Source organism: Streptomyces sp. NPDC057682 (genome assembly GCF_042799575.1).
Classification (GTDB): domain Bacteria; phylum Actinomycetota; class Actinomycetes; order Streptomycetales; family Streptomycetaceae; genus Streptomyces.
On sequence record NZ_JBHVIN010000004.1, the window covers coordinates 410,151 to 431,748 of the forward strand.

General features: G+C 71.4%; 17 protein-coding genes. 9 read left to right on the forward strand and 8 right to left on the reverse strand.

The window, feature by feature from the left end; translation table 11 throughout:
- The first annotated feature begins 15 nt into the window (after positions 1 to 15).
- The gene (locus ACFVDM_RS09430) at positions 16 to 1,716 is read left to right on the forward strand and encodes a methylmalonyl-CoA mutase (protein ID WP_383635168.1); all 1,701 of its coding nucleotides are present in this window, start codon (positions 16 to 18) and stop codon (positions 1,714 to 1,716) included.
- A 13-nt stretch (positions 1,717 to 1,729) separates the two neighbouring features.
- On the opposite strand, the gene ACFVDM_RS09435 is transcribed toward ACFVDM_RS09430, so the two are convergent.
- The gene (locus ACFVDM_RS09435; RefSeq protein ID WP_383635171.1) at positions 1,730 to 2,359 is read right to left on the reverse strand and encodes a TetR/AcrR family transcriptional regulator; all 630 of its coding nucleotides are present in this window, start codon (positions 2,357 to 2,359) and stop codon (positions 1,730 to 1,732) included.
- 317 nt (positions 2,360 to 2,676) lie between these two features.
- Here ACFVDM_RS09435 and ACFVDM_RS09440 point away from each other — a divergent pair, with 317 nt between their 5' ends.
- The 4 genes from ACFVDM_RS09440 to ACFVDM_RS09455 all read left to right on the forward strand — a co-directional run bounded on the left by ACFVDM_RS09440 (position 2,677) and on the right by ACFVDM_RS09455 (position 6,921).
- Positions 2,677 to 3,651, forward strand: a complete 975-nt coding sequence (locus tag ACFVDM_RS09440; RefSeq protein ID WP_383635174.1) for a tetratricopeptide repeat protein — start codon at positions 2,677 to 2,679, stop codon at positions 3,649 to 3,651.
- A gap of 598 nt (positions 3,652 to 4,249) precedes the next feature.
- Positions 4,250 to 4,906 carry a DUF6230 family protein gene (locus ACFVDM_RS09445; RefSeq protein WP_383635177.1) on the forward strand — a complete coding sequence of 219 codons (657 nt, stop codon included), beginning with the start codon at positions 4,250 to 4,252 and terminating at the stop codon, positions 4,904 to 4,906.
- Positions 4,907 to 4,997: 91 nt separating this feature from the next.
- On the forward strand, positions 4,998 to 5,600 hold the full coding sequence (locus ACFVDM_RS09450; RefSeq protein ID WP_383635180.1) for a DUF6114 domain-containing protein: 603 nt from the start codon (positions 4,998 to 5,000) through the stop codon (positions 5,598 to 5,600).
- On the forward strand, positions 5,590 to 6,921 hold the full coding sequence (locus ACFVDM_RS09455; protein WP_383635183.1) for a hypothetical protein: 1,332 nt from the start codon (positions 5,590 to 5,592) through the stop codon (positions 6,919 to 6,921). The genes ACFVDM_RS09450 and ACFVDM_RS09455 overlap by 11 nt, the downstream gene beginning before the upstream one ends.
- 460 nt (positions 6,922 to 7,381) lie before the next feature.
- Here ACFVDM_RS09455 and pyk read toward each other — a convergent pair whose 3' ends face one another.
- The 3 genes from pyk to pta form a co-directional block, all read right to left on the reverse strand.
- Positions 7,382 to 8,812, reverse strand: a complete 1,431-nt coding sequence (gene pyk, locus ACFVDM_RS09460; protein ID WP_383635186.1) for a pyruvate kinase — start codon at positions 8,810 to 8,812, stop codon at positions 7,382 to 7,384.
- A 74-nt stretch (positions 8,813 to 8,886) separates the two neighbouring features.
- Positions 8,887 to 10,125: an acetate kinase gene (locus tag ACFVDM_RS09465; protein WP_383635189.1), complete on the reverse strand. Its 1,239-nt coding sequence runs from the start codon at positions 10,123 to 10,125 to the stop codon at positions 8,887 to 8,889.
- 5 nt (positions 10,126 to 10,130) lie between these two features.
- Positions 10,131 to 12,203 carry a phosphate acetyltransferase gene (gene pta, locus ACFVDM_RS09470; protein ID WP_383635192.1) on the reverse strand — a complete coding sequence of 691 codons (2,073 nt, stop codon included), beginning with the start codon at positions 12,201 to 12,203 and terminating at the stop codon, positions 10,131 to 10,133.
- A gap of 303 nt (positions 12,204 to 12,506) precedes the next feature.
- On the opposite strand from pta, the gene ACFVDM_RS09475 reads away from it, so the two are divergent.
- Entirely contained in the window at positions 12,507 to 13,532 is a 1,026-nt protein-coding gene (locus tag ACFVDM_RS09475) for an ATP-dependent 6-phosphofructokinase (RefSeq protein ID WP_383635195.1), read from the forward strand.
- 62 nt (positions 13,533 to 13,594) lie between these two features.
- On the opposite strand, the gene ACFVDM_RS09480 is transcribed toward ACFVDM_RS09475, so the two are convergent.
- The 3 genes from ACFVDM_RS09480 to ACFVDM_RS09490 all read right to left on the reverse strand — a co-directional run bounded on the left by ACFVDM_RS09480 (position 13,595) and on the right by ACFVDM_RS09490 (position 16,741).
- Positions 13,595 to 14,224: a helix-turn-helix domain-containing protein gene (locus ACFVDM_RS09480; RefSeq protein ID WP_383635465.1), complete on the reverse strand. Its 630-nt coding sequence runs from the start codon at positions 14,222 to 14,224 to the stop codon at positions 13,595 to 13,597.
- Positions 14,225 to 14,399: 175 nt separating this feature from the next.
- Positions 14,400 to 15,074, reverse strand: a complete 675-nt coding sequence (locus tag ACFVDM_RS09485; RefSeq protein WP_383635198.1) for a response regulator — start codon at positions 15,072 to 15,074, stop codon at positions 14,400 to 14,402.
- Positions 15,071 to 16,741, reverse strand: coding sequence for an ATP-binding protein (locus ACFVDM_RS09490; RefSeq protein WP_383635201.1), 1,671 nt, complete (start codon positions 16,739 to 16,741; stop codon positions 15,071 to 15,073). Before ACFVDM_RS09490 ends, ACFVDM_RS09485 begins: the two co-directional genes overlap by 4 nt.
- Positions 16,742 to 16,871: 130 nt before the next feature.
- On the opposite strand from ACFVDM_RS09490, the gene ACFVDM_RS09495 reads away from it, so the two are divergent.
- The 3 genes from ACFVDM_RS09495 (at position 16,872) to trxA (ending at position 19,103) form a co-directional block, all read left to right on the forward strand.
- The gene (locus ACFVDM_RS09495) at positions 16,872 to 18,251 is read left to right on the forward strand and encodes a cation:dicarboxylate symporter family transporter (protein WP_383635204.1); all 1,380 of its coding nucleotides are present in this window, start codon (positions 16,872 to 16,874) and stop codon (positions 18,249 to 18,251) included.
- A 99-nt stretch (positions 18,252 to 18,350) separates the two neighbouring features.
- The gene (locus ACFVDM_RS09500) at positions 18,351 to 18,755 is read left to right on the forward strand and encodes a MerR family transcriptional regulator (protein ID WP_383635207.1); all 405 of its coding nucleotides are present in this window, start codon (positions 18,351 to 18,353) and stop codon (positions 18,753 to 18,755) included.
- 3 nt (positions 18,756 to 18,758) lie between these two features.
- Positions 18,759 to 19,103: a thioredoxin gene (gene trxA / locus ACFVDM_RS09505; protein WP_383635211.1), complete on the forward strand. Its 345-nt coding sequence runs from the start codon at positions 18,759 to 18,761 to the stop codon at positions 19,101 to 19,103.
- 48 nt (positions 19,104 to 19,151) lie between these two features.
- Here trxA and glgB read toward each other — a convergent pair whose 3' ends face one another.
- Complete coding sequence (gene glgB / locus ACFVDM_RS09510) at positions 19,152 to 21,584, reverse strand: 1,4-alpha-glucan branching enzyme (RefSeq protein WP_383635215.1); 2,433 nt, start codon at positions 21,582 to 21,584, stop codon at positions 19,152 to 19,154.
- Positions 21,585 to 21,598 lie beyond the last annotated feature (14 nt).

Sequence of the window (21,598 nt, forward strand, 5' to 3'; positions counted from 1 at the left end):
TAGTAAATTGGGGGTATGGACGCAGACGCGATCGAGGAAGGCCGCCGCCGCTGGCAGGCCCGTTACGACAAGGCCCGCAAGCGTGACGCGGACTTCACCACGCTCTCCGGGGACCCGGTCGAGCCCGTGTACGGCCCCCGCCCCGGGGACGCGTACGAAGGCTTCGAACGGATCGGCTGGCCCGGTGAGTACCCCTTCACCCGGGGCCTGCACCCGACCGGCTACCGCGGCCGGACCTGGACCATCCGCCAGTTCGCCGGCTTCGGCAACGCCGAGCAGACCAACGAGCGCTACAAGATGATCCTGGCCGCCGGCGGCGGCGGGCTCAGCGTGGCCTTCGACATGCCGACCCTGATGGGCCGCGACTCCGACGACCCGCGTGCCCTCGGCGAGGTCGGCCACTGCGGTGTCGCCATCGACTCCGCCGCCGACATGGAGGTCCTCTTCAAGGACATCCCCCTCGGCGACGTCACGACGTCGATGACGATCAGCGGTCCCGCCGTCCCCGTCTTCTGCATGTACCTGGTCGCCGCCGAGCGCCAGGGCGTCGATCCCGCCGTCCTCAACGGCACGCTCCAGACGGACATCTTCAAGGAGTACATCGCGCAGAAGGAGTGGCTCTTCCAGCCCGAGCCCCATCTGCGCCTCATCGGCGACCTGATGGAGCACTGCGCGAGCTCCATCCCCGCCTACAAGCCGCTCTCCGTCTCCGGCTACCACATCCGCGAGGCCGGGGCGACGGCCGCGCAGGAGCTGGCGTACACCCTCGCCGACGGCTTCGGCTACGTGGAACTGGGTCTCTCGCGCGGACTCGACGTCGACACCTTCGCCCCCGGTCTCTCGTTCTTCTTCGACGCGCACCTCGACTTCTTCGAGGAGATCGCCAAGTTCCGCGCCGCCCGCCGGATCTGGGCCCGCTGGATGAAGGAGACGTACGGCGCGAAGACCGACAAGGCGCAGTGGCTCCGCTTCCACACCCAGACCGCCGGCGTCTCCCTCACCGCCCAGCAGCCGTACAACAACGTCGTGCGCACCGCGGTCGAGGCCCTCTCCGCCGTCCTCGGCGGCACCAACTCGCTGCACACCAACGCCCTCGACGAGACCCTGGCGCTCCCCTCCGAGCAGGCCGCCGAGATCGCCCTGCGCACCCAGCAGGTGCTGATGGAGGAGACCGGCGTCGCCAACGTCGCCGACCCGCTGGGCGGCTCCTGGTACGTCGAGCAGCTCACCGACCGCATCGAGGCCGACGCCGAGAAGATCTTCGAGCAGATCAAGGAGCGCGGCACCCGCGCCCACCCCGACGGGCAGCACCCCGTCGGACCGATCACCTCCGGCATCCTGCGCGGCATCGAGGACGGCTGGTTCACCGGCGAGATCGCCGAATCCGCCTTCCGCTACCAGCAGTCCCTGGAGAAGGGCGAGAAGCGGGTCGTCGGCGTCAACGTCGCGCACGGCTCCGTCACCGGTGACCTGGAGATCCTCCGGGTCAGCCACGAGGTCGAGCGCGAGCAGGTCCGGGTCCTCGCCGGCCGCAAGGAGGGCCGCGACGACGCCCGGGTGACGTCCGCGCTCGATGCGATGCTCGCCGCCGCCCGCGACGGCTCCAACATGATCGGCCCGATGCTCGACGCGGTGCGCGCCGAGGCCACGCTGGGCGAGATCTGCGGGGTCCTGCGCGAGGAGTGGGGCACGTACACGGAGCCGCCGGGCTTCTGACGGCCGGCGGGACCTATCCCGCGGCGGCGGCGCCCAGCCCCGCCAGCAGCAGCAGGGTGAAGCGCCGGGCCCAGTCCTCGTCGACGGGCTCGGCGCTCACCAGCACCCGGTGCACCACCGCGCCGGCGATCACATCGAAGATCAGGTCGGCGGTCAGCGCCGCCGACGCCTCGTCCTGCTCCCGGGGCAGTTCGCCGCGCTCCTGCGCCCGCCGGCGCCCCTGGAGGACCAGACGCTTCTGCCGGTCCACGATCGAGTCCCGGATCCGGGTCCGCAGGGCCTCGTCGCGTGTCGACTCCGCGACCACGGCCATCAGGGCCGTACGGGTCTCCGGCCGGTCCAGCAGCGCGGCGAACTGCAGCACGACCGACTGCACATCGGCGGAGAGGCTGCCCAGGTCCGGCAGTTCCAGCTCGTCGAAGAGCACCGCCACGGCGTCCACGACCAGTTCGTTCTTCCCCGCCCAGCGCCGGTACAGCGTGGTCTTGGCGACCCCGGCCCGCGTCGCCACGTCGCCCATCGTCAGCTTCGACCAGCCGAGGTCGACCAGCGAGGCACGGGTGGCCTCCAGGATCGCCTCGTCGGCTGCGGCGCTGCGCGGACGTCCCGTTCGCGAGGGTTTGGGGTGGCTGCGGCTCAGCATCCCGCGACCATACCCGCCAGTAGCCAGAACCGAGCGGCCCCACGGGGCGTGAGACAGATCACCGGGCACTCTTGTGCGCCGGGGGTGGGGGACAGTTACGCTACGACCCGTAGCGTAAGGACGGATGTTCGACCGTTCATACGCCACGAATGAGTGACAGCCATAGGCGCCGGGTGGGGACCGGGTGCCGCACCGGGTCTTTCAGGGGCCCAAGGGCCGTGTCTGTCCGTGCGCCTCGCATGCCGGCGAGGGCTGCGGACGGACGCGGTTCCCGTATCGCTTTCCGGATCAGTGCGCCGAGGGGGGAGGATGTACGTATGCAGCCTAGGAACATGTCCATGAGCGGCGTCGTCGACCTCGCCGCGGTGAAGGCGGCCGGTGAGGCCAAGGCGAAGGCCGAGCAGGCCCGCGCCGATGCCGCCCGGCAGGGCGGCGCCGGGGCCGTGCCCCCGTCCTCCCTCGTGATCGACGTCGACGAGGCAGGCTTCGAGAATGACGTCCTGCAGCGCTCCGCCGAAGTCCCCGTAGTCATCGACTTCTGGGCCGAGTGGTGCCAGCCGTGCAAGCAGCTGGGCCCGCTCCTGGAACGGCTGGCCGTCGAGTACAACGGCCGCTTCCTGCTGGCCAAGGTCGACGTCGACGCCAACCAGATGCTGATGCAGCAGTTCGGGATCCAGGGCATTCCGGCCGTCTTCGGCATCGTCGCCGGACAGGCGCTGCGCCTCTTCGAGGGCGCGATGGCCGAACCGCAGATCCGTCAGCTGCTGGACCAGCTGATCCAGGTCGGCGAGGAGCGCTTCGGGCTCACCGGCATCGCCGTCGACGGTGACGCGGCCGGTCCCGAGACCGCGGCTCAGGCCCCGGTGCCCGCCGGTCCGTACGACGCGCTGCTGGAGGCGGCGGCCCGTGCCCTGGACGGCAACGACTTCGCCGGTGCGGTCCAGGCGTACAAGAACGTGCTCTCCGACGACCCCGCCAACGCCGAGGCCAAGCTCGGCCTCGCCCAGGCGGAACTGCTCGGCCGGGTCCAGGACATGGACCCGCAGCAGGTCCGCAAGGACGCCGCCGAGAAGCCGGCCGACGTCGACGCGCAGATCGCCGCGGCCGATCTCGATCTGGTCGGCGGCCATGTCGAGGACGCCTTCGGCCGGCTCGTCGAGACCGTGCGGCGCACGTTCGGTGACGACCGGGACCGCGTACGGGTCCGGCTGCTGGAGCTGTTCGAGGTGATCGGCCCCGACGATCCGCGCGTCGGCGCCGCGCGCACCGCGCTCGCCCGCGTCTTGTTCTGATCTGACAAGGCGGCCGCACCCCCCGACCGGGGGTGCGGCCTTTTTCGCGTTCCGGCGCTAAGAGACCCGTTCGCTTTACCAAATCTTGATAAAACAACGCCCTGTTACTGGCAGTAAATCGATCATTGCGATCTGTCCGTTTTCGCTCACGAATAGCCGCTTTCGTCGGCGAGGGCGGGGCAACCCTCTGTGGCCGCCCGGTACCCCCCGGTCGCGGGCTGATGAGCGGGCCATTACCAGTGAGTAACGAACCCCTTGTGCCACGGCCGTGAATGGACCACGATCGGCCACGCTCGGTCCAATGACGCCCGCCCCGGCCGCCAGTCGGCGCGGCGGCTCCGTTGGGTCCCCGCCGAGTGGGCCGGTGGCAGTGGCACCGGTCGCGGACAGGGGGGTTCCTGCTGACCGGCAGGGCCTGTCCGATCAGGCCGCGCCCACGCGTGGCCAGTGGTTGTCGCTCGGGGGTGATCGCCGGTGAAGCGGGCGCGTTCCACGCCCCGTTCGCGGGCGCTCTCCTTTCCGAGGACGTAGCACTTCTCCCATCCCGGGTCGGGCAGGATGCCAGGCCGGAGATGTACGTCCGAGAAGGAGGAAAAGTATGAGTTCCCAGGTTCGCGGTGGCACGAGATGGAAGCGTTTCGCCGTCGTCATGGTGCCGAGCGTCATAGCCACCGCCGCGGTGGGTGTGGGCCTGGCCCAGGGTGCGCTGGCCGCTTCGTTCAGCGTGTCCGGCCAGGAGTTCAAGGTCAGCGCGGATGAGCTGGTCGGCCACGACTTCGTCCAGTACGGCAGCGTGGCGGTCGGCAAGGACCTCAAGGGCAAGGACCAGGCGGCCCCGGTCGCCGTGTCCGGGTTCCACGACGCGACCATCACCAACATGTGCCAGTCGGTCGTGACTCCGGACCTGCCGTTCGGTCTGGGCAATGTCACGCTCCAGCTCCGTGCCGGTACCGGCAAGGAGAAGGTCTACGCCGAGGGCCTGTACCTCGACGTCTCGCAGCTCAACACCGATGCCACGTTTGAGGAGATGGACATCGGTGTGGCGGCGAGCTCGCTCACCGACTACCCCGGTGGCGTGAAGGGGACCACGGGCATCCAGCCCAACACCCAGGCCAACCCGTACGGGTTCGCGCAGCGGTCCAAGAAGGCCACGCTGACGAACGTCCGTCAGCAGGCGTGGGCCACCACGGCAGGAACGTTCAAGCTTCCGGGTCTGTCCCTGAGGCTGCACAAGGGCGTCAAGGAGTGCTACTAAGCACCGCCCGGGTGGCCGGGGCCCTCGTCCGGGTCCCGGCCGCCCACCCCCTCTTTCTCACAGCAGTACCGGTTCCAGGGAGCTGTTTTCCATGAGCCCCGAATCCCAAGGGCAGAACGAGCACTACCTCACGGTCTTCCGGCGGACCTTCCGCACCTGGCGGGGTAACCGGCCGTTCTGGGCGGGCCTGTTCACCATGCTGGGCGGTGTACCCATCGCGTACTTCCCGTACGCGAACATGCACCTCGGCAACATGACGCTGGCCATGTCCACCACCGCGGGCGCCGGGTCGCTCATCATCGGAGTCCTGCTGATCACGCTGGGCCTGACGATGTGGTTCCACCACATCGTGCGGGTGTTCGCCGGCGTCGCGGCGATTCTGCTGGCGCTCATCTCGATACCCGTCGCGAACATCGGCGGCTTCCTGATCGGCTTCCTGTTCGCCCTGCTCGGCGGCGCGCTCTCCGTGTCCTGGGCGCCCGGTGAGGAGAAGCCGGAGGATGAGTCCGCTCCCGAGGAGGAGCTCCTCGGCGAGAGCGGGCCGGAAGCGCTCGATGCGGCGACGGCGCAGGACGTCTCGTTCACCAAGGGCGAGCCCGCGGGCGCGTACCAGGGGACGGGTGTTCCCGGACAGGCGTCCGCGCAGTACGACACGACGGTCGAGGTCGACGGCGGGGGGCACCGTGCGGGGTGACGAGAACCGGACGAACGCCCTCGACGAGGGCGGGCTGCCCGAGCGCAGGGGACCGCGGCACGCCGCCCCCAAGAAGTCGCTCATGACGAAGCTCCACATGCCCAGCGGCAAGAAGGCGTTCGCGCTGGCCGCGATGCCCACGGCCGTGTTCGTCGGCATGGGGCTCACGCCCCGGCTCGCGATGGCCGACGACAACACGGACATCCCCTTCGCCCCCGGTCCCTGTGTGACCCGCTCCGACGAGCCGAGCGAGTCCGCCGAGCCCACGCCGTCGGCGTCGAAGACGCCGTCGCCGTCCCCGTCGGCCGGCGAGAGCGAGAAGCCGGAGCCCGCCGAGACCGGCACGGCGAGCCCGAAGCCCACCGCCACTCCGTCGGCGGAGACCGCGGAGACCGCGGACACGGCGAAGGCCGCCACCGAGGAGAAGAGCGCCGAGGCCCCGGCCGCGTCCGCGAGCCCGTCCCCGACGCCCACGAAGACGACCAACCCGCTCGACCCGCTGGGCTGGGGCGAGAAGATCAAGGACTTCTTCGACGGACCGGACGAGGAGGAGACGGCGAGCCCGTCCCCGAGCGCCACCACCGCGGCTCCGGAGCCCTCGAAGTCCGCCACCGCCTCGCCGGAGACGGACAAGCCGGCCGAGAAGCCCGTCGAGAAGACCACCGAGAAGGTCACGGACGCGGCGAAGGAGACGGCCGACAAGACCGCCGACGCCATCCGGGGCGCGGCCGACAAGGCCGGCAAGCAGGTCGAGGAGCTGGACGAGGACGTCAAGGGGCTCGACCCCAAGGCGGACGAGGACATCCCCGACGGCGCCAAGCCCGCCTTCCCGTGCCCCACCGCCGACCCGGAGGCCCTGGCCGACGCGAAGCTGGAGCCGGGCATCCCGCGCCTGCCCAACGAACCGTGGGTCCTGGAGAGTTCGCTCCTCACCCTGGTGGGGCTCGACTACAAGGGCATCGTCGAGGTGGAGAAGGGCGACGGGACCACCAAGAAGGTCCTCAAGTTCACCGCCACGTCCATCGACATCAAGGACCTGCACCAGATGACCGTGGGCCCGCAGCCGGGTGTGACGGGCCATGTGAAGGCCCGGTCCGGCTCGACGTCCACCATCCGGGACGGCGTGGTCACCATGTACACGGACGAGCTGAAGGGCAACCTCTTCGGCCTCATCCCGATCACGTTCAGCCCCGAGACACCGCCCCCGCTGAACGTCCCCTTCGCCTTCTTCACCAAGGTGAAGCTGAAGCAGGCCGGCCAGTTCGGCGGCACGCTGAAGGTCCCCGGCCTCCAGAACTACTTCACCCGGGACGGCGGCTGAGCCGCCCCCTCCGGACCCGTCCGGGAGCCGCACAACGGCCGTGGGCCGCATCCCCTTCGACGGGGGTGCGGCCCACGGTCGTGTGCGGTGCGGACCGGGTCAGGTCGTGACCTCCTCGCCCCGCATGTTCCAGGCCCGTGTGAACCCTGGCGAGCCGATCGGTTCGGAGACGGTCACCATGCCGGGGGAGTGGTGTACGTGACCTCCCACCTGCCCCTCGGGAACGGGCGGGAATGCGACGTCCAAGTACTCCCCCTCGGAGAGTTCGTACTCCATTCCCGAAGGCTCGAACTGGATGGTGAGAGCTCCGTCGAATGCCGTGATCTGAATACGCAACTCCTACCGGCCTTCCAGGACGTGCTTCATGAGGTCGGTCATACGGCCCGAGGGCGGTTTCGCCGATCCGGACGGATCGGCGAAACCGCCCTCGGGGCCGTGTCGCCTACGTGACCGTGGTCGGTCAGTCGCGCTCGCCGCCGCCCAGGTGGTGGACGCGGACCATGTTGGTCGTGCCGGGGATGCCGGGGGGCGAGCCGGCGGTGATGACCATGGTGTCGCCGGCGTTGTAGCGGTTGAGCTTGAGGAGCTCGGCGTCGACGAGGTCGACCATGGCGTCGGTGTTGTCGACGTGCGGGACGACGTGGGCCTCGACGCCCCAGCTGAGGGCCAGCTGGTTGCGGGTGGACTCGTCGGTGGTGAAGGCGAGGATGGGCTGGGCCGCGCGGTAGCGGGAGAGGCGGCGGGCGGTGTCGCCGGACTTGGTGAAGGCGACCAGGGCCTCACCGTTGAGGAAGTCGGCGATCTCGCAGGCCGCGCGGGCGACGGAGCCGCCCTGGGTGCGGGGCTTCTTGCCCGGGACCAGGGGCTGGAGGCCCTTGGAGAGCAGCTCCTCCTCGGCGGCGACGACGATCTTCGACATCGTCTTGACCGTCTCGATCGGATACGCGCCGACGGAGGACTCCGCGGAGAGCATGACCGCGTCCGCGCCGTCCAGGATCGCGTTGGCGACGTCGGACGCCTCGGCGCGGGTCGGACGGGAGTTGGTGATCATCGACTCCATCATCTGGGTCGCCACGATCACCGGCTTGGCGTTGCGCCGGCACAGCTCCACCAGGCGCTTCTGCACCATCGGGACCTTCTCCAGCGGGTATTCGACGGCCAGGTCGCCACGGGCGACCATCACACCGTCGAACGCCATGACGACGCCCTCCATGTGCTCGACGGCCTGCGGCTTCTCCACCTTGGCGATGACGGGGACCCGGCGGCCCTCCTCGTCCATCACCTTGTGGACGTCCTTGACGTCGTTGGCGTCGCGTACGAAGGACAGGGCGACCATGTCCGCGCCCATCCGCAGGGCGAAGCGCAGGTCCTCGACGTCCTTCTCGGACAGGGCCGGGACGTTGACCGCCGCACCCGGCAGGTTGATCCCCTTGTGGTCGGAGATCACCCCGCCCTCGATGACGATGGTGTGGACCCGCGGGCCCTCCACGGAGACGACCTTCAGCTCGACGTTGCCGTCGTTGATCAGGATCGGGTCGCCCTTGGCGACATCGCCCGGCAGACCCTTGTAGGTCGTCCCGCAGATCGACTTGTCCCCGGGGACGTCCTCGGCGGTGATGACGAACTCGTCCCCGCGGACCAGCTCGACCGGGCCCTCGGCGAACTTCGCCAGGCGGATCTTCGGCCCCTGGAGGTCGGCGAGCACGCCCACCGCCCGGCCGGTCTCGGCGGCGGCCTTGCGGACCCGGTCGTAACGACCCTGGTGCTCCGCGTGGGAACCGTGACTGAAGTTGAAGCGGGCCACGCTCATGCCGGCCTCGATCAGAGCGACGAGCTGCTCATGGGAGTCGACGGCGGGGCCGAGGGTGCAGACGATTTTGGAACGGCGCATGAGGCGGATCCTATCGGTTTGTTTCGCTGCGGAATATTCCGTCTGGCGGAAGGTACAAAGGGGCGCGGGGCCGCTCAGTTGTCGACCAGTGCGAAGGTCTGGACGGCGATCTCCAGCTCCTCGTCCGTCGGCACCACGGCGACCGCCACCCGGGCGTAGTCCGGCGAGATCAGCCGGGGCTCGCCGGACCGTACGGCGTTGAGATCCGCGTCCACCGCGAGACCGAGTTCCTCCAGGCCGGCGATGGCGGCCTCCCGGACCGGGGCCGAGTTCTCGCCCACCCCCGCCGTGAACACCACCGCGTCCACCCTCCCCAGTACCGCCGAGTAGGCGCCGATGTACTTCTTCAACCGGTGGACGTAGATGTCGAAGGCGAGCGCGGCCCGCTCGTCCCCCTCGTCGACGCGGCGCCGGATCTCCCGCATGTCGTTGTCGCCGCAGAGGCCCACCAGACCGCTCTTCTTGTTCAGAAGTTCATCGATCGCGTCGGCCGACATGCCCGCCACCCGCTTGAGGTGGAAGGTGACCGCCGGATCGATGTCCCCGGAGCGCGTACCCATGACGAGCCCTTCCAAGGGGGTGAGGCCCATCGAGGTCTCCACGCACCGGCCGCCCGCGACCGCCGAGGCGGAGGCCCCGTTGCCCAGGTGCAGCACGATGACGTTGACCTCCTGCGGGGTCCGGCCCAGCAGTTCGGCCGCCTTGCGCGAGACGTACGCGTGCGAGGTGCCGTGGAAGCCGTAGCGGCGGATCCGGTGCGCGTCCGCCGTCTCCACGTCGATCGCGTACCGCGCCGCGTACTCCGGCATCGTCGTGTGGAACGCCGTGTCGAAGACCGCGACCTGAGCCAGGTCCGGGCGCAGCGCCTGCGCCGTGCGGATGCCCGTGATGTTGGCCGGGTTGTGCAGCGGCGCCACCGGGACCAGCCGTTCGATCTCGGCCAGCACCTCGTCGGTGACGACGGTCGGCTCGGTGAACCGCAGCCCGCCGTGCACCACCCGGTGGCCGATCGCGGCCAGTTCGGGGGAGTCCAGGCCCAGCCCGTCCGCGGCCAGCTCCTCGGCGGCGGCCTTGAGCGCCGCGTCGTGGTCGGCGATCCGGCCCAGCCGCTCCCGGGTCTCGCCCCCGCCGCCGGCCAGCGGGGTGTGGACGAGCCGCGAGGTCGTCTCGCCGATCCGCTCGACCAGGCCCGTCGCGAGCCGGGAGCGGTCCCGCATGTCGAGCAGCTGGTACTTCACGGAGGAGGAGCCGGAGTTCAGGACGAGCACCCGGCTCGCCCCGGTGCCGGCCGGGACGCCTTCGGTGGTGGTCATGCGGGTCACTCCTCGCCCTGCGCCTGGATCGCCGTAATGGCCACGGTGTTGACGATGTCCTGGACGAGCGCGCCCCGGGACAGGTCGTTGACGGGCTTGCGCAGCCCCTGGAGCACCGGGCCGACGGCCACGGCGCCGGCCGAGCGCTGCACGGCCTTGTAGGTGTTGTTACCGGTGTTCAGGTCGGGGAAGATCAGCACCGTCGCCTGGCCCGCCACCTCCGAACCGGGCAGTTTCGTCGCCGCGACGCTCGGCTCGACCGCCGCGTCGTACTGGATCGGCCCCTCGATCCTGAGGTCCGGCCGGCTCCCGCGCACCTTCTCCGTCGCCTCGCGGACCTTGTCCACGTCCGCGCCCGAGCCCGAGGTCCCGGTGGAGTACGAGAGCATCGCGATCCGCGGCTCCACACCGAAGCGGGCCGCGGTGGCCGCCGACTGCACGGCGATGTCCGCGAGCTGCGCGGCGTCCGGGTCCGGATTGACCGCGCAGTCGCCGTACACCAGCACCCTGTCGGCCAGACACATGAAGAAGACCGAGGAGACGATCGACGTATCCGGCTTCGTCTTGATGATCTCGAAGGCGGGCCGGATCGTCGCCGCCGTGGAGTGCACGGCCCCGGAGACCATGCCGTCGGCCAGGCCCTCCTGGACCATCAGGGTGCCGAAGTAGTTGACGTCCGCGACGACGTCGTACGCCAGCTCGACCGTGACCCCGCGGTGCGCGCGCAGTTGCGCGTACCGCTCGGCGAAGGTCTGGCGCAGCTCCGAGGTCTGCGGGTCGACGATCCGGGTGGCGGCCAGGTCGATGCCGAGGTCCGCGGCCTTCTTGCGGATCGCGTCGGGGTCGCCCAGCAGAGTGAGGTCGCAGACGTCGCGCCGGGTCAGCACGTCGGCGGCGCGCAGCACCCGTTCCTCGGTGCCCTCCGGCAGCACCACCCGGCGGCGGTCCGCGCGGGCCTGCTCCAGCAGCTCGTGCTCGAACATCATCGGGGTGACCCGGCCGCTGCGGGCCACCGAGATCCCGTCCAGGAGCGCGGCCGTGTCGACATGGCGCTCGAAGAGCCCGAGCGCGGTCTCGGCCTTGCGCGGGGTGGCCGCGTTCAGCTTGCCCTCCAGGGCGAACAGCTCACCGGCCGTGGGGAAGGAACCGCCGGCCACCGAGACGACCGGGGTGCCCGGTGCCAGTCGTGCGGCCAGCGTGAGTATCTCCTCGCCGGGCCGCTCGTCCAGGGTCAGCAGCACCCCCGCGATGGGCGGGGTGCCGGCGCTGTGCGCGGCCAGCGAGCCGATCACCAGGTCCGAGCGGTCCCCGGGCGTCACCACCAGGCATCCCGGTGTCAGCGCCTTCAGCAGGTTCGGCAGCATCGCGCCGCCGAAGACGAAGTCCAGCGCGTCGCGGGCGAGCCCGGAGTCGTCGCCCAGCAGCACCGTGCCGTCCAGTGCCGCGGTGATCTGGGAGACCGTCGGGGCGGAGAGCGCGGGATCGTCGGGCAGCACCGAGCACGGCACCGGCAGCGTGGCCGTCAGCCGCTCGGCGATCTCCTCGCGGTCCGCGGCGGCCACCCGGTTCACGACCATCGCGACGACCTCGCAGCCGAGCCCCGTGTAGGCCCGGTAGGCGTTGCGGGTCTCGGCCCGCACCGAGGAGGCGTTCTGGTCCTGGCCGCCGACGACGGCGATCACCGAGGCACCGAACTCGTTGGCCAGCCGGGCGTTCAGCGCCAGCTCGTCCGGGAGCTGCGTCGCGGCGAAGTCGGTGCCGAGGACGAGCACCACCTCGTAGTCGGCGGCCACCCGGTGGAAGCGGTCGACGAGCCGCGAGACGAGTTCGTCGGTGCCCTGTTCCGCCTGGATCGCGGAGGCGTCGTGGTAGTCGAGCCCGTAGACGCTCGCCGGGTCCTGGGAGAGCCGGTAGCGGGCCCGCAGCAGCTCGAACAGCCGGTCGGGGTCGTCGTGGACCAGCGGCCGGAACACCCCGACCCGGTCCACCTGACGCGTCAGGAGCTCCATGACGCCCAGATCGACGACCTGGCGGCCGTCTCCCCGGTCGATCCCGGTCACGTACACGCTGCGCGTCACGCGTGCTCTCCCGTCGTCTCTCGTCCGGAACGATGTCCGGTTCATCGGATATCGCCCGTTTGACGATACCTGCGGGGGCGGAGGGGCCGCCCCCCGACGAAAGCCCGGGGAACCGGCCCCGGAGGCCGTTCCCGCGACCCCTCCGCGGGCCCCCGGAGCAGCCGGAAGCGCGGGGTGCGGGCCCGGCGTGGAACAATCGTCCCGACTTACGGTACGGGGGAGCATGCCGTTGACCCCGGCCCGTACGGCATCCGGGCAGGCCCCGGGGCCTGCCCGGAGGTAGCGAACAGGAGATACAGCACGATGCGCATCGGAGTTCTCACCGCAGGCGGCGACTGCCCAGGGCTGAACGCCGTGATCCGCTCGGTCGTGCACCGTGCCGTCGTCGGGCACGGGGACGAGGTCATCGGTTTCGAGGACGGCTTCAAGGGCCTCCTCGACGGTCACTTCCGCCCCCTCGACCTCAACGCGGTCAGCGGCATCCTCGCCCGCGGCGGCACCATCCTCGGCTCCGCCCGGCTGGAGCGCGACCGGCTGCGCGAGGCCGCGGAGAACTGCGCCGAGCTGAGCCGCCGCTACGGCATGGACGCGCTGATCCCGATCGGCGGCGAGGGCACCCTGACGGCCGCCCGGATGCTCTCGGACGCGGGCATGCCCGTCGTCGGCGTCCCGAAGACCATCGACAACGACATCTCCGCCACCGACCGCACCTTCGGCTTCGACACCGCGGTGGGCGTCGCCACCGAGGCCATAGACCGCCTGAAGACGACCGCCGAATCGCACCAGCGCGTCATGGTCGTCGAGGTGATGGGCCGCCACGCGGGCTGGATCGCGCTGGAGTCCGGCATGGCCGGCGGCGCCCACGGCATCTGCCTGCCCGAGCGGCGCTTCCAGGTCGAGGACCTGGTCAAGATGGTCGAGGAGCGTTTCGCCCGGGGCAAGAAGTTCGCCGTCATCTGCGTCGCCGAGGGCGCGCACCCGGCCGAGGGCTCCATGCCGTACGCCAAGGGCGAGATCGACCAGTACGGCCACGAGCGCTTCCAGGGCATCGGCAACCGGCTGGCCGTCGAGCTGGAGGCCCGGCTCGGCAAGGAGGCCCGCCCGGTCATCCTCGGCCACGTCCAGCGCGGCGGCACGCCCACCGCGTACGACCGCGTCCTCGCCACCCGCTTCGGCTGGCACGCGGTGGAGGCCGCCCACCGGGGCGACTTCGGCAACATGACCGCGCTGCGCGGCAACGACATCGAGATGGTTCCGCTGGCCCACGCGGTCACCCAGCTCAAGACCGTCCCCGTGGACCGGATGCACGAGGCCGAGTCGGTGTTCTAGACCGCGCCGGGGAGGGGTCGGCCGCCCGGTGGCCGGCCCCTCCCGACCGTCAGTTCCGGCCCTCAGCCCCGGCTCTCCGCCGCCTCCCAGAACCGTCGCACGATGCCCGCCAGGAACGCCCGGCCGGCGTCGCCCGTCGCGGCCGTTCCCTCGGCGGAGGAGCCGCCCCAGCTCAGCGTGGACACCATCAGCGCCTGGTAGTCGGTGTGCAGCCGCTCCAGCGCGGTCTGTATCCGGGCCCGGTCCAGCGGGACCGCCTTGGCCGCCGGACGGACGTACGCCTGCCAGCGGGTCGTCACCGCGCTCCGCAGCAGCTCGGCCAGCTCCTCGTCCCGGCCGCACGCCGTGACGAACTCCGCCGCCGTCAGCCCCAGCGCCTCGGTCAGCGCGGCGGACTGGCGCTCGTTTCCCCGCCAGCGCCCCGCCTCCTCCATCTTCCGGTACGCGGCGGTGGACATCCCCACCCGGGCGGCCAGCTCGTCCGCCGTCAGCTCGCGGGCCAGCCGGTGCTCGCGCAGGGTCCGGGCGGCGGTGAGGAGTTCGCCCGGGGCGCACCACAGCACCCCGGCCAGCGCGGTGAGTTCGTAATCGGTCGGCAGGGCGAGGCCCCGCTCCCAGGCGGCGACCGTCTCGGCGCTGATCCGCAGACCGTACTGGGCGGCGAGTCCGTAGGCGACATGGCCCGGAGCCATTCCCAGGGCCTCGCGCAGACGGCGCGCGGCGGGGGCGTTGAAAGGCGGGGTGGGGTGCACGGCCCCAATGTAGGAGGTCACGGGCGGTATGACTACGGTGTGTTCGCACCGGTTTACGGCTCGTAGGAACGTCCAGACGGCGGGCCGTACGACGGCCGGGCCCTCCGGGACCGGCTCAGTGCTCCTCGGCCAGCCAGCGGTAGTGCAGCTCCGGACGCCCGACCTGGCCGTACTGCGGACTGCGCACCGCCCGGCCCGCCGTCACCAGATGCTCCAGATAACGGCGCGCGGTGATCCGCGAGATGCCCAGCTCCGCACCCGCGGCCGCCGCCGTCACCCCGTCCGGGGCCGCCCGCAGTGCCCGGGTCACCGCCTCCAGCGTCGGGGCGCTGAGCCCCTTGGGCAGATGGGCGGGGTGCGGGGCGCGCAGCGAGGCCAGCGCCCGGTCCACCTCGTCCTGCCCGCTCGCCTCACCGGCCGCCGCCCGGAACTCGGCGTAGCGGACCAGCCGGTCCCGCAGGGTGGCGAAGGTGAACGGCTTCAGCACGTACTGCACCACCCCCAGCGAGACCCCCTCGCGGACCACCGCCAGATCCCGGGCCGAGGTCACCGCGATGACATCGGCCCCGTGCCCGGCCGCCCGCAGCGTGCGCAGCAGGTGCAGCCCGTGGCCGTCCGGCAGATACAGATCGAGCAGCAGCAGATCGACCGGCATCCGGTCCAGCGCCCGCACCGCCTCCGCCCGCGAACGCGCCACGGCCGCCACCGTGAAGCCCGGCACCCGGTTCACGTACAGCTCATGGGCGTCCGCCGCCACCGGGTCGTCCTCCACGACCAGCACCCGGATCACCGGACCGGCTCCTTCCGTACGTCCCCGTCACGGTCCAGCGGCAGCCGCACGGTGAACTCCGCGCCACCCTCCGGACCCCGCTCCAGGGTGACGGAGCCGCCGTTGCGGTGCACGGCCTGCCGTACGAGCGCCAGCCCCAGACCGCGGCCCGCTCCGTGCGTCGACCAGCCCCGGCGGAACACCTCGTCCGCGTCGCCCGGCTCCACACCCGCGCCGTTGTCCGCGACGCGCAGCAGCAGTTCCCCGTCGTCGGCCAGCGCGGTCACCGTGACCCGGGCGCGGGCCGGGCGCCGGGCGGTGCGCTGCTCCGGGACGGTGCCGGGGGCCGCCGGAGCGGTCACCGCCTCGGACGCCGCGTCCACCGCGTTGTCGATCAGATTGCCCAGCACCGTCACCAGATCCCGCCCCGGCAGCGTCCCGGGCAGCGCCCCGTCGTCGATCAGGCTGTCGTCCGCCAACACCAGCTCCACACCCCGCTCGTTGGCCTGGGCCGCCTTGCCCAGCAGCAGCGCGGCGAGCACCGGTTCGGCGACCGCGCCGACGACCCGGTCGGTCAGCGCCTGGGCCAGCTCCAACTCGGCCGTGGCGAAGCCGACGGCCTCCTCCGCCCGGCCCAGTTCGATCAGCGAGACCACGGTGTGCAGCCGGTTCGCCGCCTCGTGCGCCTGCGAGCGCAGCGCCTGGGTGAAACCGCGCTCGGAGTCCAGCTCGCCGGAGAGCGCCTGGAGTTCCGTGTGGTCCCGCAGCGTCACCACCGTGCCGCGCCGCTCCCCGCCCACCACCGGACGGGTGTTGACCACGATCACCCGGTCCGCCGTCAGATGCACCTCGTCCACCCGCTCCTCGGAAGCCAGCAGCGCCCCGGTCAGCGGGGCCGGCAGATCGAGATCGGCCACCCGGCGGCCCACGCTCCCCGGGGCCAGCCCCAGCAGCTCCCGCCCCGCGTCGTTGACCAGCGCGATCCTGCGCTGCCCGTCCAGCATCAGCAGCCCCTCGCGCACCGCGTGCAGGGTCGCCTCGTGGTAGTCGTGCATCCGGCTCAGCTCGGCGGCGTTCATCCCGTGGGTGTGCCGCCGCAGCCGGGCGTTGACGACGTACGTGCCGAGACCGCCGAGCACCAGCGCCGCCCCGGCCGCCAGCCCCAGCGCCCGCAACTGCGCCCGCACCTGCGAGGAGACCCGGTCCACGGTGATGCCGGCGCTGACCAGCCCGACGATCCGGCCGCCGTCGCGGACCGGGGTGACCACCCGGATCGACGGACCGAGCGTGCCCGTGTACGTCTCCGAGAAGGTCTCGCCGCGCAGCGCCCGCGCGGTGTGCCCGAGGAACGGCTCCCCGATCCGGTCGGCCACCGGATGCGTCCAGCGGATCCGGTGCGGATCCATGATCGTGACGAACGCGATCCGGGTGTCCTCGCGGACCCGTTCCGCGTACGGCTGGAGCACGGCCGACGGATCCGGGGTGCGGATCGCCTCCCGGACCGACGGCGAGTCCGCGATCGCCACCGCGACGGCCCGCACCTGCCGGGTCGCCGTCTCCTCGGCCTGGTCCCGCCCGGAGACGTACGCGAAGAAGGCGCACCCCGCCACCACGGCCGCCACCAGCACCACCTGCATGGCGAAGAGCTGCCCGGCGAGACTGCGCGGACGGGTACGGGGAAGGCGCATCCCTTCAGTCTGCCTGGCCGAAAACGTATGAACGAAATGCACGCAAGGGTGACCGGCATCACAAGCGGCGGGATAGTCGCCGGGACCCCCAGGGACGGGGGGAGGGACAAGGACGACCCGAGGAGATCCCGTGGCACAGGCCGCCACCGAGCCGGACCGCACCAGGCCGGACCGCACCAAGTATCTGTATCTCGCCGTGATCGTGGCGGTGGGCCTCGGCATCCTCGTGGGCTTCGCCGCGCCGGACGCCGCCGTCGAGCTCAAGCCCATCGGTACCGGCTTCGTGAACCTGATCAAGATGATGATCTCGCCGATCATCTTCTGCACGATCGTGCTCGGCGTCGGCTCGGTCCGCAAGGCCGCCAAGGTCGGCGCCGTCGGCGGACTGGCCCTCGGCTACTTCCTGGTGATGTCGACCGTCGCCCTGGCCATCGGCCTGGTCGTCGGCAACATCCTGGAGCCCGGCTCCAGCCTCCACCTCACCGAGGCCGCCCGCGCCGCCGGCGAGAAGCAGGCCTCCGGCGCCAGCGAGTCCACCGTGGACTTCCTGCTCGGCATCATCCCGACCACGATCGTCTCCGCCTTCACCGAGGGCGAGGTGCTCCAGACCCTGCTGATCGCCCTGCTCGCGGGCTTCGCCCTCCAGGCGCTCGGCACGGCCGGCGAACCGGTGCTGCGCGGCATCGGCCACATCCAGCGCCTCGTCTTCCGCATCCTCGCCATGATCATGTGGGCGGCCCCGGTCGGCGCCTTCGGCGCGATGGCGGCCGTGGTGGGCGAGACCGGCGCGGATGCGCTGAAGTCCCTCGCCGTGATCATGATCGGCTTCTACGTCACCTGCGCGCTCTTCGTCTTCCTGGTGCTGGGCACGATCCTGCGCCTGGTGGCCGGGGTGAACATCTTCGCCCTGCTGAAGTACCTGGGCCGCGAGTTCCTGCTGATCCTCTCCACCTCCTCGTCCGAATCGGCCCTGCCCCGGCTGATCGCGAAGATGGAGCACATGGGCGTCAGCAAGCCCGTCGTCGGCATCACCGTGCCGACCGGCTACTCCTTCAACCTCGACGGCACCGCCATCTACCTCACGATGGCCTCGCTCTTCATCGCCAACGCGACCGGCGACCCGCTGAGCATCGGCGAGCAGATCTCGCTGCTGGCCTTCATGGTGATCGCCTCCAAGGGCGCGGCGGGCGTCACCGGCGCCGGTCTCGCCACCCTCGCCGGCGGTCTCCAGTCGCACCGCCCCGAACTGGTTGACGGCGTCGGCCTGATCGTCGGCATCGACCGCTTCATGAGCGAGGCCCGCGCCCTCACCAACTTCGCGGGCAACGCGGTCGCCACGGTGCTCGTCGGCACCTGGACCAAGGAGATCGACCGGGCCAGGGTGGACCGGGTCCTCTCCGGGGCGCTGCCCTTCGACGAGAAGATGATCACGGACGAGGGCCCCTCGGAGCCGCACGTACCCGGGGCCCGTGACGGCGGCGAGGAGCAGCCCTCGCTCGCCAAGGCGTAGCGCGAACATCGTGGGGGCCGGTACGGAACATCCGTACCGGCCCCCACCCGCGTTCCCGGCGCTTGCCTTGACGTCCACGTCAACGCCTACCGTCGTGACATGCGAATCGGGGAGCTGGCCGAACGGGCCGGAACGACGACGCGGACGCTGCGCTACTACGAGTCGCGGGGGCTGCTGCCCGCCCGGCGGGCGGTGAACGGCTACCGCACCTACGACGAGAGCGATCTGCGCCTGCTCCGGCAGATCCGGACCCTCCAGGACTTCGGGTTCGACCTGGAGGAGACCCGGCCCTTCGTGGAGTGCCTGCGCGCCGGCCATCCGGCCGGTGACTCCTGTCCGGCCTCGCTCGCCGTCTACCGCCGCAAGCTCGGAGAGCTGGACACGCTGATCGAACAGCTGCGGACGGTCCGGGCGGAGGTGGGGGCCCAGCTGGCCCGCGCCGAGCTGGAGGCGTCCGCCGCACTGCCGGACGGCCCCGAACCACGATGCGAACTGGGAGGATGACAGATGCCGAAGGCCGAGCACGTCGCCGAGGTCACCGACGAGACGTTCGACGGGGAGGTGCTGGAAGAGGCGCTGCCCGTCCTGGTCGAGTTCACCGCCGACTGGTGCGGCCCCTGTCGGCAGCTGGCCCCGGTGCTCGGTGCGGTCGCCGGGGAGGAGAGCGGCCGGCTCAAGGTGGTGCGGATCGACGTGGACCACAACCCGGAGACCACCGCCCGCTACGCCGTGCTGTCGACGCCGACCCTGATGGTCTTCCGAGGCGGTGAACCGGTGAAGTCGATGGTGGGCGCCCGCCCCAAGCGCCGCCTGCTCCAGGAGCTGGAGGACGTACTGCCGGCGGGGGTCTGAATACGGGCGAAGCGGCCGGGCGGGCCCGGCCGCTTCGCTCCGCCCGGCTCACACCGGCCGCAGCCACACCGTCGCCAGCGGGGGCAGGGTCAGCAGCACACTGCCCGGATGGCCGTGGGCCGCCACCCGTTCCGGCTTCAGCGGCTCGGGATTGCGCACGTCACCGCCGCCGTACCGGGCCTCGTCGGTGTTGAGCACCTCGGCCCAGGCGACCGCGCCGCCATCCACCTCCGGAACCCCGACCCGGTAGTCGTGCCGCACCACCGGCGAGAAGTTGCAGACCGCCAGCAGTGGGGCCCCGTGTGCGTCGAAGCGCAGGAAGGAGAAGACGTTGTCCTCGGCGGCGTTCCCGTCCACCCAGGCGAAGCCCTCCGGCTCGGTGTCCCGCTGCCAGAGCGCGGGCGTCCGCGCGTACACCGCGTTCAGCTCGCCGACCAGGGTCCGCACGCCCCGGTGGTCGCTCTCCGCCGCGTACGACGGGTCCAGCAGCCACCAGTCGGGGCCGTGGCCCTCCGACCACTCGGCGCCCTGGGCGAACTCCTGCCCCATGAAGAGCAGTTGCTTGCCGGGATGGGCCCACATGAAGCCCAGGTAGGCGCGGTGGTTGGCGCGCTGCTGCCACCAGTCGCCCGGCATCTTGCCGACGAGCGAGCGCTTGCCGTGCACCACCTCGTCGTGCGAGATCGGCAGCACGTAGTTCTCGCTGTACGCGTACACCATGGAGAAGGTCATCTCGTGGTGGTGGTACTTGCGGTGCACCGGCTCCTTCGACACGTACTCCAGCGAGTCGTGCATCCAGCCCATGTTCCACTTCAGCCCGAAACCGAGGCCGCCGAAGCCGCCCGGCCCGGTGTGGTGGGTGGCGCGGGTGACCCCGTCCCAGGCGGTGGACTCCTCCGCGATCGTGACGACCCCGGGATTGCGCCGGTAGACGGTCGCGTTCATCTCCTGGAGGAAGGCGACCGCGTCCAGGTTCTCCCGGCCGCCGTGCTCGTTCGGCGCCCACTGGCCCTCCTCGCGGGAGTAGTCCAGGTAGAGCATCGAGGCCACGGCGTCCACCCGCAGCCCGTCGATGTGGAACTCCTCGCACCAGTACGTGGCATTGGCGACCAGGAAGTTGCGCACCTCGGTGCGCCCGTAGTCGAACTCCAGCGTGCCCCAGTCCGGATGCGCGGCCCGGCGCGGATCCGCGTGCTCGTACAGCGGCCGTCCGTCGAACTCGGCGAGCGCCCAGTCGTCGCGCGGGAAGTGCGCGGGCACCCAGTCCGCGATCACCCCGATCCCGGCCCGGTGCAGCGCGTCCACCAGGAAGCGGAAATCGTCGGGGGAGCCCATCCGGGAGGTCGGGGCGTAGAAACCGGTCACCTGATAGCCCCAGGAACCGCCGAAGGGATGCTCCGCGACCGGCATCAGCTCCACATGCGTGAACCCCAGGTCCCGTACGTACGCGGGCAGTTGCTCGGCGAGCTGGCGGTAGGTCAGGCCGGGCCGCCAGGACGGCAGATGCACCTCGTAGACCGAGAGCGGCGCCTCGTGCACCGGTACGTCGCCCCGGTGGGCCATCCACTCCTGGTCCTGCCAGACGTGGTGCGAGGCCGTCACGACGGAGGCGTTGCGCGGCGGGACCTCGGTGTGCCGGGCCATCGGGTCGGCGCGCAGCGTGTGCGAACCGTCCGGGCGGCAGACGTCGAACTTGTACAGCGCGCCCTCCCCGATCCCGGGCAGGAACAGCTCCCACACCCCGCTGGAGCCCAGCGAACGCATCGGGAATCCGGTGCCGTCCCAGTAGTTGAAGTCACCGCTGACCCGTACGCCCCGCGCGTTCGGCGCCCAGAGGGTGAACCGGGTCCCGGCGACGCCCTGGTGCTCCATGGTCCGGGCGCCCAGCGCCGTCCACAGCTCCTCGTGGCGGCCCTCGCCGATCAGATGCAGATCGAGTTCTCCCAGCGCGGGCAGGAAGCGGTACGGGTCGTGGATCTCGATCTCGTTGTCGTCGTACGCCACCAGCAGCTGGTACTCGGGGAGCGCGGGCATGGGCAGCAGCCCGGAGAACAGCCCGTCCCCGTCGTCGTGCAGTTCGGTCCGCAGCCCCTTGGCGAGCACGGTCACCGTCCGGGCGAAGGGGCGCAGCACCCGGAGGGCGACCCCGCCGCGGATCTGATGGGCGCCGAGCAGATCGTGCGGGGCGTGGTGCTCGCCGGCCAGCAGCCGGGCCCGGTCCCCGGCGTCGAGCGCCGGGGCGGGCCGGACCCCCTGCCCGCCGGCGCGGCGCGGGCGGGGCGGTGCGGCCCGCTTCCCCCGCCGGGCCGGTGCGGCGGGAGCCCTCGTCGCGACGGCCTCCGCCGCCGGGGGCTCCGTCGTCGCGGTGGTGGCCGTGGTCGCGGTGGCCACGGCGGGTTCGGCCGGTTCCGCCGGGAGCGGGGCCTCGGGGGTGGGCGGAACGGGCTCGGGCACGTTGCGGGACGGCTTGCGGGCGGTCACGGGGACGGCCTCCT